Genomic DNA, 12,648 nt, shown 5'->3' with positions numbered 1-12,648 from the left:
TTGAATGGGCAATCGCGGACTCATGACCGGCTTGGCGACGGCGGCGCTGGTCAGCACAGCCGTCGGCTTGACCGGGCTGGCGCAGCGGTATATGGCTTCGAACGGGAACTATGCGTTGTGGGAAGCCGCCGGCTTCGCGCTTGTCCTGTTCCCGGTTTTCGGCATGCTGGGCAGGCAGTACGACCGGCTGAAGCGTCGCGCGGACCGCGACGGCTTGACCGGCTTATGGAATCGCAGCTTCGCGCATCGCTGCGTCGTCGGCCTATTGAAGCAAGCGACGGCGCGGCGCAAACGGCTCGCGGTCGTGCTGATCGACCTGAACGACTTCAAGCTGATCAACGACGAGCTCGGGCATGCCGAAGGCGACAGGGCGATCTCGATGGCAGCTGCAGCTCTGGAGGCTTCCGCCGTGCGCGGCGAGATCGTCTGTCGCTGGGGCGGGGACGAATTCCTGCTGCTGTGCCCGTACGCGGATCGGCAGGAAGCCGAGGCGCTGAAGCACGCGATCGACGAGCGGATGGAGCACTTGCCCCTGCACAGCGGGTACCGCATGTCGGCCTCCTGCGGGTATGCCTTCTTTCCGGAGGACGGCGCGACGTTCGCCGAGCTCTCGCAGGCGGCGGACCGGCGGCTCTACGATAACAAGCGCCAAGCTAAATGTCCGCCGGAGCCGCGCAGGCTGGAGGCGTGAGGGTCAAGGCCTGAGCGTCAGGGACAGAGCGTCGGTTGCCCGTAGCAACTCCGACAGACATTCACCGCGATTTGCGAACCGCGTTCGGCGGCTGCGCAGCCAACCCTGTTCGAATACGGCGTTCGACCGTCGTTCGGAGAAGGGTTATTCGCGCTTGCGGCCGACCGGAAAAGCCGCTACGCTAAAGACAAAACGCTGAACGAAGCAGGGATTGGATATGATCTACAAAGGTTTGCTGCGGCTGTCGTTCGCGCTGACCGGCGGTCTGCTGTTTGCCTGGGTGTTGTGCTGGGCCGCTTACAAGCAAGGGCTGTTTTACGACGCGGACTTGTACGGCTTCGAGTTGGCGCTGCTCATCGTCGCCGCCGTCGCAGCCATCGCCGCGATCGCCGTCAGGAGGGCGCTTCCCTGGTGGGCGCTCGCGCCGCTGGGGCTTGCGGCCGCCTACGGCTGCGCTTGGCTGGCTGGCCCGGCGTCCGTCAAGGGGACGGCGGACAGCCTGCTCCGATGGTGCGCATACGGCGCATGGCTCGCGCTGGCCGTGTTGTTTGCCGCGCGGCGCGGCCGAAGGAATGCGGGGCACGCAGCCTTGCACGCCGCCGGCCTGTACTTCGTATGGGGCGGACTGGCTGGCTGGTACGGCTGGATCCGTTATCCGGACATCGTCTACCGCTCGTCGGATGCCGCTTTGTCGATGACCGGCGCGCGGCTGGCCGGCTTTCTTCAATATCCCAACGCCTGCGGCGCCGTTGCGGCCTTTTTCGTGCTCGCCCTCTGGCAGCGGCTTGACAGTCCGGGACGCGCGGCGAGAGCCTTCGCGGCCATCTCGCTCGTGCCGGCGCTGACGGCGCTGCTGCTGACCGAGTCGCGAGGCGCCATGCTGGCGCTTGCCGCAGCGGGACTTGTGTCGCTGCTGGCGGCCTATCGCCGGGACCGCCGGGGCTACGGCCTGGCGGCCGCAGGACTGGCTGCGCTCGGCGCGGCGATCGCGGCCAGATCGGCCTTCGGCGCGATGGAGGCCGGGACGCCGGGAGACGGCGCCTGGACGCTGGCCGCGGCTGTCGCTGCGTATGCGGTGGCGGCGCTGCTGCTGAGACCGCCAGAGGCGAAGCGGTCATCGAGCATCGGCGCAAGGCTGCGCAGGCCGCTCACGACCATATGGGGCGGCGCGGCTGTGTTTGCAGTTTGCACAGCGCTCGCTTACCTGCTGCTTGCCTCCGGCGGCGGCGCGGGCGGCCGCGCGGAAGGCAACCTCGAGACGGCCGGCGCGCGAACGCTTTACTATAAGGACGCGCTGCGCATGTTCGCGGACCGCCCGCTGTTCGGCGCGGGAGGAGAGGCGTGGCGCATGCAGGTCGGCTTGTACCAAAGCGGACCTTATATCGGCAACGAGGTTCACAGCGGCTACCTGGAGGTACTCATCGACACGGGCGCGCTTGGATTCGCCGCACTGCTTGTCATGCTAGGCGGCTTCGCGATTCTCCTTTGGCGGCGCCCCGGAGCTCGGCATGTCTGGGGCCCCGCGGCGGTGCTGGCGCTGCACGCAGGCGTCGACTTCGATTGGTCTTACGCTTATATTTGGCTGCTGCTGCTGTTCTGGCTGGCGCTGCATCTGTCGCTGCCGCCGCACGAGCCTGCGCCGGCGCGCCCGCTGGCGCCCCTGCGCGCCGGGGGGGCCTCGAAGACGGCGCGCATCGCCCTGCTGCGGCTGGCTGTTCCGGCGCTGGTGCTGCTCGCTACGGCGATGGTCGCCGCGGCGCCGGCCGGCCGCTACAAGTCGGCGGCCGACGCGTACGAGGCCGCGCAGACGGCCGGAGGCGACGCGGCGAAGCTCGCGCTGCTCCGCGAGGCCCAGCGGGCGAACCCGCCGTGGAACCGGCCGCGCCTCGAATCCGCCGCGCTGGTGCCGGCGGCCGAACGGGCAGTCCTGCTGTCCGCCGGGCTGCGCTACGAGCCGAATTCGCCGACCGTGCATTACGCGCTAGGCATGGCGTATGCGGACGAAGGCGAAGTCGGGAAGGCGGAGACGCATCTGAAGGAGGCGCTGCGGCTCGCCCGCTTCGATCGCGAATCGCAAAACGCTGTTCTCGCCAGATTCGCGAATCTTGCGCAGCAGTTGAAGGACGAAGGAGACGACGAAGGGGCTAGGCAAGCGGGCCTCGCCGGCATCGGTTTTTTCGAGCGCTACAAAGCGCTTTACGCGCGTCAATACGCCGGCAAGACGAATCCGTGGTCCGGCACGGCGCTGTTCGTCTCCGCCAAGGTTAACGCCGCGAAATGCGCGATGATGGCCGGGCGTCGCGAAGAGGCTGCGTCCTGGCTGCGGGAGGCGCTGCGGGACGGCGATGAGGATTGGCGAAAAGAGGCGCAAGCCTTGCTCGATTCTATTCCTTGACGTTCTTGCTCGAATCTCTTGCTTGATTCGATAAGTTAGCGCTAACAAGCCCGGCCGCACCCGCATCGTTATAGACGCGGCGCTGCCGGGCTTTTATCGGCGGACTTGCACGGACCCCACCCTTCAACCGCCGAACGCGTCCCGGAACGCCCGGGCGAGGCGGTCCCGGTCGATCTCCCACAGGCTTGCGATATCGGAGGCGACCTCCGCTTCCCACCAGTCCGCGAGCTTTTTGCGGTCGCTGCGGTGCTCGTGGATCCAGAGCAGGTTGAGCATGACGCGGCGTACGTACAGCTCTTCCGCTTCCTTTACCTTCGCGTCGGGTACATAGGTCTTGAGCCGCTTCAAGGTACGGTACAGCTCGTTGCCGCACGCGCGCCTGATCGTTCTGGCGGTGGGCAGCGAGTCGGCGTGCTTGCCTGATTCGTTTTTCATGCACAAGCGCTCCTCTCCGCGATAATCTATGCGGGAGAGGAGCGCTTGGTTACGAGAGCGGCCGCCGCCGATCGTGGGCGATTATTGATTGTGGACAATTATTGGACGACGAGGTACCCGACCATCGGGACGCCGTCCTTCGGGTCGCTGTGCGTCTCGCAGACGATCGCGTAGGTGCCGGCTTCCTTCGGGGTGAACCGGACGACCGTCGTTTTTCCTTTGGTCACGGTCGCCTTGACGCCCAGTCCTTCGATCGTGAAGGGATGCGACGCGCCGTTTATGCCGGTAATGCGAAGCTCGACGGGCTGTCCTTTTTTCACCGGGATCGTGCCGGGGTCCCAGCGATACGCCTCGAGCTCTTGCCCGCTGTCCGTCTTCGAGGTGAATTCGGTCGTCACGATGTAACGGACCTGCACATCCGACGGCGGAGGTGCGGTAGCCGCCTGCGACCGGTGCCATCCCGCGTAGGCCGCGCCGAGCACGACGATCGCCAGGGCGACGACGTACCATTGAATTCTCCTTTTGCTGATAAACATGACTCTGCTCATATCCGTTCGCTCCTCTTCGGCTTTGTCCTACTGCATTTGTATGCGCAGGCCCGTCCCCGCATGACATCGTTTCTACCTGGACCCCGGCCCAAGTAGAATCGGGATGCGCGGATATGCTAGAATAATAAAGGTTCCGGCCCCTACTTATATCGCGTTTGTCCTACGACGCAAATACGATGAAGAGAGCAGGTACATACGTTTATGATGGATACGGTTCACGAATGGCTTAATCAGCTGCTGCAATGGATTGAGAGTCTCGGTTATTTCGGCATCATTATCGGTCTTGCCATCGAGGTCATCCCCAGCGAGATCGTGCTTGGCTACGGCGGTTACCTGGTCTGGAAGGGCGACGTCAACTTCTGGGGAGCGGTCGTGTGTGGCGTGATCGGGGCGCTTATCCAGCAATGGATTTTGTATGCGATCGGCCGTTACGGCGGCAGACCGATCGTGGATCGTTACGGCAAATTCCTGCATTTGAAACCGAAGCATGTCGACAAATCGGAGCAGTGGTTTCAAAAGTACGGGCCGATTATCGTATTTACCGCGCGATTCGTGCCGGTTATGCGACAGGTCATCTCCATCCCGGCCGGCATGGCCAGGATGAATCTGGCTTTATTCAGCGGCTTGACGCTGCTCGCGTCTATTCCCTGGTCGATTTTGTTCGTCTGGCTCGGCAAGTCGCTCGGGGACAACTGGGAGCAGATCGACGAGAAAGCGGCGCCTTACGTGCGTCCGATCATTTTGATCGCGCTCGCTGCATTGATCGTTTATTTCGTCTATATTTTCCTGCGCAAGCGCGGCAAATCCATTTAACGGATTTGCTTTTTTCTTTTGCATGGGTTTTCCTTTTGCCGCCGGGATTGCTACAATAGGATCAAGTTCATTCAAGTTGTCGAAACGAGGGATTCGCATGAGCCAACAGCTCGCACACAAGTTTAACCAAGGCATCTCGCCGCGCGCGTTTATGGACGGGATGGAGAAGAACAAGGAAGCTTTTAACGCCAACTACGACAGCTTCGCATGGCCCGACGACAAGAGCCGGGAATTTTTCGAATCTCTGAACAATCGCGACGATCTGCGCGCCATGATCATCACGGCGGACTGGTGCGGCGACGCGCTGCGCAGCGTGCCCGTCGTATTTCGGGCATTCGAAGCCGCCGGTATCCCGACCGAGGTCATGATCATCGAACAGCACTTCGACCTGATCGACCAACATTTGACCTTGGGCGGACGTTCGATCCCGATCGTCCTCGTCACTGATACGGGCGGCGCCCTCCTTGGCAAGTGGGGACCGCGTCCGCAGCATGTTCAGGACGTGATGATCGCTTTCAAGGAAGCGAATCCGGACAACCAAGCGGCCGACTATCAGGACAATCTGGCGGTAGCGCGCAAGGAGATCGTCAAGCAATACGGCGATGCCTCCGAATATACGCCTGTCATCCTTTGGGAGCTGCAGGACGTGCTCGAGCGCGTTTAAAGGAGCTTCGCGATGCTGACTTTTCAAGCTTTTCTGCTCGGTCCGCTCCAGACCAACGCTTACGTGGTCATCGATGCGGCGCGGACGCGGGCGATCGTGATCGACCCCGGCACCGCGGATCCGGCGCTTTTGCGCAAGGTTGCGGGTCTTCAAGTCGAGGCGATTTTGCTTACGCACGCCCATTTCGACCATATCGGAGGCGTGGACGAGCTTCGTACGAAGTGGGGCTGCCCCGTCTATCTTCATCCGCTGGAAAAGGATTGGCTGACCGATCCTGCGAAAAACGGCTCCGCAAGGTGGAGCGACGTGACTGCGCCCATCAAGAGCGGCCCGCCTGACCATAGTCTCGAGGACGGCATGAAGCTGCAGTTGATCGGCGAGACATTCGAGGTGCGCCATACGCCCGGACATTCGCCAGGCAGCGTCAGCTTCGTATGCGGAGATCTGCTGTTCGCTGGCGATGCGCTGTTCCGGCGCTCCGTCGGACGTACCGATCTGCCCGGCGGCCATCAGGATACGCTGACGAAGTCCATTCGAAGCAAGCTGTACACGCTGCCAGACGATACGCTCGTCCTGCCGGGACACGGCCCGTCGACGACAATCGGCGAAGAAAAACGGGAAAATCCTTACGTTCCGGCGCTTTCTTAAAAGGCCGAGCCAACGGATTTCCCGGGAAATTGTCGATCGGTGGAAAAAAGGGGTTTACAACCCTTGCGTTCCTCTGCTATATTGGCGGTACGAAGATATATGTATAGCAACGGCTGCGAAGAACGCAGGCGACAGAGAGCACGGTCTCTCTTGCGCCTGCGTTTTTTTGTTTGCCGTTGTCAAGGGAGGCTAGTCGTTTGAACAGAGGAAGACAGATACGGATCAGCGTTTCCGCGGCCGTATTGTCCGGATTGCTCGTCTACGGCGTTTATTTGCTGCAGATGAGGCAGATCAGGTTGACGGAGACGACGGAGGTCGTCGTACCGAAGCAGTTCGTGCCCGCGGGCACGTCGCTCGGCCGCGAGATGCTGACGAAGCTTCGACTGCCCAGCGGCGCGGTTACCGGCGAGATGATCGTCGATATGGACGAAGCGGACGGCTTGGAGTCCTCCGTTCCGCTGGGCGGCGGAGAGCCGCTGCTGCGGTGGAAGCTGGACAAGTTCAGGCTGCTGCCGCGCGTCGGGGAAGCGACCTTTCAAGTGCCGCGCGATTATGTGAAGTCCGTCTCCAGCGGGATTCGGGCGGGCGACCGGGCGATCGTGTATTTGTCGGCGGAGGATGGCGCGTCGCGCAGGCTGTTTCCGGAGCCGGTGGTCGTGGCGGCGGTCAAGACGGCTTCGAATCAAGAGATCGACAATCCGAAGAGCTCGAATCTATTGTCCATGGCCGAAGGGGACAAGGAGCGGATGTACGCCTCCCGGCGGGACGCGAACGGCAGCATCGACGCGGTCAACCTGAATTTGACAGAGGCGCAGTGGCTGGAGCTGGACACCGCGTGCAAAGACGGGAAGTCCAAGCTGATCGTGGCCTTCGACGCGTCGTCGTTCGAAGCGGGGGAGGCATCGGGCTCATGAGCGGTCAACGGGGATCGCTGATCGCGTTCGCGGGCTCGACGCCGAATATCGGCACTTCGCTTGCGGCGTTCGGGACCGCCTACCGGATCGCTTCGGTGACGGGCAAGCGCGTCGGCTATCTGTGCCTGAACTTGAAGAGCGCCAAGACGCATCTGTATCTGGGCATAGACAGACCCGAGATCACGCTCAGCGGCATGCGTCCGGAGCTGAAGTCGGGCACGCTGACAGGAGCGAAGCTCAGGCAGTACGCGTTTGCGCCTTCGCGGCTTGACGGCTTGCACGTGCTGTTCGGCAATCTGGCGCGAGACCAGGCCGAGTATTACGAGCCCGAGCAGATGGAAGCGTTGCTGGGGGCCGCGCGAGACGCATTCGACGTGACGGTGGCGGACGTGAGCGCCTATTGGGACAATGCCGCGACGGTATGCGCCATGCGAGCGGCCGATCACCGGTGTCTGGTGACGACCGGGAGCTTGACGCATTTTCAGGAAGACGTGAATCGGTGGACAGGGCAGGTCGGCTCGCAGTTCGGGCTGTCGCTTGCGAATTATCATCTGGTGCTGATGCAGAGCAAATACAGGCACGCGGGGGGATTTGGAATGAAGGAAATTCGCAAGGAAACAGGAGCCATTTCGTTGTCTGAGCTGCAGCTCGCGGAGAGCGTGCACCTGCAGCTCGACAGCGGCCGCCTGGACGAGTGGCTGGCGGCGGACGAGCGCCACGCCTCCGCTTTCGATCCGGTCGCGGGCACTTTGCTGCGGCAGTTGAATTGGGAAGAGCGGTTGAAGCGCACGGAGCGCCCTTGGCTTCGAAGGCTGCTGCAGCACCGGAGCAGAAGAAGATGACGGCTGTTTATCGGCAAAGCGGCGAAGATCGGACCGGGGAGCGGCCGGATGCAGCAGCTCGATTCTCCGCAGCGGCTTACGCGGCGCGGCTGCAGGAGGACAAGCAGGGTCTCGTCCCTTACGGCGCTTCGCAAGAGGGCGGCGCGGGAGCCGGCGGCCAGGACCTCGGCGCTTTGACGGAGGAAGCCCGGCATATGCTGGCGGCGCCGCGAGGCTTCAGCGACGAGGACCGAAGGCGTTACGCTGAGAAGCTCAATCGGGCCGTGATCGGATTTCCGCAGGAACGGCAGGAGCTGCTGGCCATTTTATCCGATTGGATCATAAAAAAGCGGCTTCAGCATGCAAGCTTCGGCCCGTTGCCGTACGGTTCGCTTGCCGAAGCGCTGTTCGCGGAGGTTATCGGCCTCAACGTGCTCGAGCTCATCCTTAAAGATCGCGATGGACTCGAGGAGGTGCAGGTCGTAGGGACGCGAATCTTCGAGGTCAGAGACGGCATGGCGACCCGTTCGGCGTTCAGCTTCAGTTCGATCGCGCAGGTGGAGCGGATCCAACAGAACCTGGTGCTGTTCAACGACGACTCGATCAGTCCCCGCAAGCGATGGGCGGAGGTGTTGCTCCAGGACGGCTCACGGGTGACGATGACCGGCTTCGGTTTTACGGCTCAGCCTTCGCTTACGATACGCTTCTATACCGTGCGGCGCTTCGATCTGCAGACGCTGCTCAGACCGGAGTATCGCTCGATCGACGAGTCCGTGTACAAGCTGCTGCGCTGCATCGTGAAGTCCCGCTTCAACATGGTCGTGATCGGTCCGACCAATACGGGCAAGACGCATCTGATCAAGGCATTGATCGCGGCGATGCCCGACGAGGAGCGGATCGTGACGATCGAAGGCAGGTTCGAGCTGCGGCTGCAGCGGGACTTCCCCGACAAGAACGTCATCGAATACGAGGCGGACGAAGACGATCCGCAGCACGGCCCGCAGCAGGCGTTCAAGCTGGCGCTTCGCCAGTCGCCGCAGCGGATTTGCCACGCCGAGATTCGCGACGCGGATGCCAACATCTACGTGCGGGCTTGTACGCGAGGACACGAAGGCAGCATTACGTCCGTCCATGCGAACAGTCTGGAAGACGTGCCGGACGCGATCACCGACATGTGCATGCTCGATGGCAGGGCAATGAACGCGGCCAGACTGACTCGCCGAATCGCGGAGCACGTCACGCAGATCGGGTTCGAGATGCGGATGGTGGGCGGCAGCCGGAAGCTGGTCAGAATCGGAGAGTACGTCTGCGGCGGCGACGCGATCGAGGTTCGGGATTGGGCGCGCTACGACGAATCCAGGGATGCTTGGCAGCTGAAGGCGGAGCTGTCGGAGCGGGCATGGGAACGGATCGGCAGGCTCGATCCCGAGAGCTTTGCCTGGCTGCGCGACGTGAGAGGCGCGGGATCATGCTGACGACCGGGCTTGCGGCCGCTGGCTGCTTGTTGTTCTTGCTGCTATTCGCCGCGCTGAAGGCATTGTTCGCCTTGGCGGAGGACAGCCATAGCCGCTCCAAGCGGCTGGGCAGACACGAGGCGGAGGATACGGCGGCGCAAGCGAGCATGGTTTGGTTGCAGCCGCTATTTACGCACTTGGCGGACGTTCTTGCGGCTTCGGGATGGCGAATGAAGCCGAACGCATTTTGGAAGCTCGCACTCGGGCTCGCGATCGCGGGCTTTGCGGTAGGCGCCATCGTGTTTCAGTCGCTGCGCTCGTCGGCGCTGCTGGGTGCGATGCTTGCCATACTGCCGTACAGTCTTTTGCGGATGTCGCTGGTCAACCGCCAGATTTCGGCCAGGCTCAATTTTTTGCCGGCAGCGGAGCTCTTTTATCAGTGCTATCTCGTGAACGGCTCCAGGCACGTTCGCACAGCATTGCAGCGCATGGTCGAAGAGCGGCAGCTGCCGGGGGATACGCAGGCCATATTCGAAGAGCTATATCGCCAACTGAACATTCACCACGACGACGAACGCACGTTAAGGCGATTCTCGATGTCCATCGGCCACATTTGGGCGGATTACTTCTCGAGCTTGCTGGCGGTCGCTTTAAGCGAAGGCAACAACATCTCGGACAACTTGCGCGAGCTCATCGACGATATGCGAAAAGCGCGCATGGACGACCACGCGGAACGCCACAGGCTGCTCGAGATTCGTTTGGCCAATTTTACGCCCTTGTTTTTCCTGGGGCTGTTCTTGGCCATCAATTTCAGGCTGAACGCACAGTCGAGCGCCTTGTACTATTTGTCCGACCCGGGCGGCCGGAGCATGCTGTTGAACGCGTTGGTGCTCATCTTCGGATCGTTTCTGATGGGATTGTATTTATCCAGGCGAAAATTGTGAGCATGCGTCGGGGACGGCGTATCTCAAAGCAATTCACTTCGATCCTGAACGGGAGGTGAACGGAATTGACGGGAATCAGTCAGACTCTATACGCTACCGTATTATGGCTGGTCCAGTTTATGGCGGGAACCGTCGGCGTCGCATTCGTATTGCATGCGGCTACTTATCGGAAGCCGCGATGGCGGGTCTCATTCGCCGGCTGGCGCAAGCACGGTCCGCCCCGGTGGTGGCTTAAGGCGACGGGCTGCGGTACGGACAGCTCCGCCTTGCAGGAGAGGCGGCTGCTGCTCGCCGGCTGCGGCGTCAGACTCGACCCGACCATCTATTTGGCTTCGAGGAGAAGCTTGATTTTCGCTTGCGTCGGGGCAGCTTGCTTCGCGGCGGCCGGCGGAGCGTTCGGCATCGTTTCCGAGGTTATGCTGTGGAAGACCTTGCCTTTCGTCGCTATGCCCGCGGTCGTCGCCGCGTTCGACAAGGCTTTGCTGGATTCGTTCAAGCGATATCGATCCGACCGGATCCGCAAGGAGCTGATCGCCGTCATGAACCAGCTGATCTATTATATGGGCTCCCGCCTGCACCTGCACGGCAAACTCATGCGCTGTATGCCGTATACCCGGATCATTCGGGGAGACTTTCAACTGCTGCTGAACGAGTGGTACTACGACGCGGACAAGGCGCTCCTTCGCTTTAAAGAGCGGCTGGGCACCTCCGAGGGCTACAGCTTCGCCGAGACGATGCGCTCGATGCGCCTTCACGAGAGCGACGAGGTCTATCGGATGATTAGGGACGTGCTGGCCGAATACAAGGCGGGGATCGAACTCGCCAAGGCTGGCAGAAAGGAGACGGCTTCGTACGCTTTGTTCGTGCTGGCGGGTTTGCCGATTCTTTATACCTTTCAAATTTTCTTGTATCCGTGGGTCCGGGAGTCCCAGAAGCTGTTTGAGGTGTTGAAGCCTTAATTAGCGCAGCGAGGGATCCCAGTCCATTCAGACGCTGGGAAAGGAGGTGCTTCATAATGCGGAATATTCTGATAACTGTCATGATGCTGATCGTCGTGGCCTTAATGTTTAACGGGATCGTCGCGAACGACACGACGGGGACCCGCGCGCGTATCGAGACGCACGGCACGACGGCCAACACGACGCTTGGATCGATGGAGCCTTAAGGCGCGAAGCTTTGAAGCAAGGAGGAATTCGTCATGAGACAGCTGCTGATGACCGTGATGCTCATCCTGACCGTCGCGCTCATCTATATCAACGTGGCGGGAGGGGAAGGGGGCACCAAGGCCAAGCTCCGCGATTCAGGCACGGGAATGGCCGGCGCAATCGCCCGGATCAGTCCATGAAGCAATTGCTTGTTTTTGTGTTGTTCGCGACGTTGTTCTGCTGGCTGATGTTTTCCCCGATCTACAAGCATGTGGTCGTACTTCGCCAATCGCTCCTGCAGCAGGAGGTCGATTACATGCTGGAGGTAGGGGCGAGCGGACGGTACGGGTATATCGACGCGGCGATGATCGACGACTCCCGGACGAGATTGTCCGATTACGGATTCAGGCCGGAGGTGCTCGAGTACGAGGTGACGACGACGAGCGGTTTGCCGGGGACGGATGCGACTGCGCCGCTTCGTCGAGGCGACGGTCTGCGGTTTGTAATCCGTTATCCGTACGACGGTCTGATGGATATCGACAGGCTGATCGGCGTCGATCCGCCTTCAAACACGGCACGAATGTCGGCAGCGGGAATGAAAATGAGCGAATTCGTGCCCTAGGCGAAGGGAGCGCACCTTACATGCACAAGCTATTTTTCAGCTTTCTTATGATCGTCGTCTGGTGGTTGCTGCATGCGGTGCAGCTCGAAGAGGAGACGGCGCTCGGCACCTTGCACGAAGGCAAGCGGGCCGTCGATCGGGCTGCGCACGCGGCTGCCCAGCAGATGGACGAGCTGAAGCTGGAAGCGGGCACGGTGTCCATCGATCCCGCGCGGGCCGAAGCGGCTGCGCGAGCCTATTTGGCTGCCAATTTGCGAACCGCCGCCGACTTGTCGCCTATAGAGGGAGCGTGGTTGGAGAAGGCGCCCGAGATCGTCGAGTTCGCCGTGATCAACGAGCAGCATGCCTTCCCGTATACATATATCAATACGGTCTACGATTACGAGGTCACGCTTCGCAAGCCAGGCGTCGTAATGATCGTTCGCCTCGAATGCCCGCGCGTGTTCGGACTGATCGATCCGATCGAATGGGATTTGAAGGGCGCTGCCGAGCTGGTATTCGCTTGAACGTGGACCGTCTCCCGTATGTGATAAACTAGAGAAAAACGCATACGA

General features: G+C 61.5%; 16 protein-coding genes. 14 read left to right on the top strand and 2 right to left on the bottom strand.

What is annotated here, in order from left to right; genetic code table 11:
- Positions 1-4: 4 nt before the first annotated feature.
- Entirely contained in the window at positions 5-691 is a 687-nt protein-coding gene (locus tag KVT38_RS19370; protein ID WP_217595391.1) for a GGDEF domain-containing protein, read from the top strand.
- Positions 692-908: 217 nt separating this feature from the next.
- Positions 909-3,086: an O-antigen ligase family protein gene (locus KVT38_RS19365; protein ID WP_217595390.1), complete on the top strand. Its 2,178-nt coding sequence runs from the start codon at positions 909-911 to the stop codon at positions 3,084-3,086.
- 123 nt (positions 3,087-3,209) lie between these two features.
- Here KVT38_RS19365 and KVT38_RS19360 read toward each other — a convergent pair whose 3' ends face one another.
- Positions 3,210-3,521, bottom strand: coding sequence for a dehydrogenase (locus KVT38_RS19360; protein WP_217595389.1), 312 nt, complete (start codon positions 3,519-3,521; stop codon positions 3,210-3,212).
- Between the two features lie 98 nt (positions 3,522-3,619).
- Positions 3,620-4,069 (bottom strand): cupredoxin domain-containing protein, encoded by a 450-nt coding sequence (locus KVT38_RS19355; protein ID WP_217595388.1) that lies wholly within the window; start codon positions 4,067-4,069, stop codon positions 3,620-3,622.
- Between the two features lie 204 nt (positions 4,070-4,273).
- Here KVT38_RS19355 and uptA point away from each other — a divergent pair, with 204 nt between their 5' ends.
- From uptA to KVT38_RS19295, 12 genes are all read left to right on the top strand, one after another.
- Positions 4,274-4,882 carry an undecaprenyl phosphate transporter UptA gene (gene uptA, locus KVT38_RS19350; RefSeq protein ID WP_217595448.1) on the top strand — a complete coding sequence of 203 codons (609 nt, stop codon included), beginning with the start codon at positions 4,274-4,276 and terminating at the stop codon, positions 4,880-4,882.
- A gap of 97 nt (positions 4,883-4,979) precedes the next feature.
- Positions 4,980-5,546, top strand: coding sequence for a thioredoxin family protein (locus KVT38_RS19345; protein WP_217595387.1), 567 nt, complete (start codon positions 4,980-4,982; stop codon positions 5,544-5,546).
- Between the two features lie 12 nt (positions 5,547-5,558).
- Positions 5,559-6,194, top strand: a complete 636-nt coding sequence (locus tag KVT38_RS19340; RefSeq protein ID WP_217595386.1) for an MBL fold metallo-hydrolase — start codon at positions 5,559-5,561, stop codon at positions 6,192-6,194.
- A 197-nt stretch (positions 6,195-6,391) separates the two neighbouring features.
- On the top strand, positions 6,392-7,108 hold the full coding sequence (locus tag KVT38_RS19335; protein ID WP_217595385.1) for a CpaB family protein: 717 nt from the start codon (positions 6,392-6,394) through the stop codon (positions 7,106-7,108).
- Positions 7,105-7,950 carry a CpaE/TadZ family protein gene (locus KVT38_RS19330; protein WP_217595384.1) on the top strand — a complete coding sequence of 282 codons (846 nt, stop codon included), beginning with the start codon at positions 7,105-7,107 and terminating at the stop codon, positions 7,948-7,950. Before KVT38_RS19335 ends, KVT38_RS19330 begins: the two co-directional genes overlap by 4 nt.
- Complete coding sequence (locus KVT38_RS19325) at positions 7,947-9,404, top strand: ATPase, T2SS/T4P/T4SS family (RefSeq protein WP_217595383.1); 1,458 nt, start codon at positions 7,947-7,949, stop codon at positions 9,402-9,404. The genes KVT38_RS19330 and KVT38_RS19325 overlap by 4 nt, the downstream gene beginning before the upstream one ends.
- A complete protein-coding gene (locus KVT38_RS19320; protein ID WP_217595382.1) occupies positions 9,398-10,327 on the top strand; it encodes a type II secretion system F family protein in 930 nt (309 codons plus the stop codon). The genes KVT38_RS19325 and KVT38_RS19320 overlap by 7 nt, the downstream gene beginning before the upstream one ends.
- A 65-nt stretch (positions 10,328-10,392) precedes the next feature.
- On the top strand, positions 10,393-11,286 hold the full coding sequence (locus KVT38_RS19315; protein WP_217595381.1) for a hypothetical protein: 894 nt from the start codon (positions 10,393-10,395) through the stop codon (positions 11,284-11,286).
- A 56-nt stretch (positions 11,287-11,342) separates the two neighbouring features.
- Positions 11,343-11,492, top strand: coding sequence for a hypothetical protein (locus KVT38_RS19310; RefSeq protein ID WP_177244168.1), 150 nt, complete (start codon positions 11,343-11,345; stop codon positions 11,490-11,492).
- Between the two features lie 33 nt (positions 11,493-11,525).
- Positions 11,526-11,672, top strand: coding sequence for a hypothetical protein (locus KVT38_RS19305; protein WP_217595380.1), 147 nt, complete (start codon positions 11,526-11,528; stop codon positions 11,670-11,672).
- Positions 11,669-12,094 (top strand): hypothetical protein, encoded by a 426-nt coding sequence (locus KVT38_RS19300; RefSeq protein WP_217595379.1) that lies wholly within the window; start codon positions 11,669-11,671, stop codon positions 12,092-12,094. Before KVT38_RS19305 ends, KVT38_RS19300 begins: the two co-directional genes overlap by 4 nt.
- Positions 12,095-12,114: 20 nt before the next feature.
- Positions 12,115-12,600: a hypothetical protein gene (locus KVT38_RS19295; RefSeq protein WP_217595378.1), complete on the top strand. Its 486-nt coding sequence runs from the start codon at positions 12,115-12,117 to the stop codon at positions 12,598-12,600.
- The last annotated feature ends 48 nt before the right edge of the window (positions 12,601-12,648 follow it).

Origin of the sequence: Cohnella sp. GbtcB17 (assembly GCF_019091135.1) — a bacterium.
In the GTDB taxonomy this organism is placed as follows: Bacteria; Bacillota; Bacilli; order Paenibacillales; family Paenibacillaceae; genus Cohnella.
This window is presented reverse-complemented; position numbering and strand designations above follow the sequence as displayed.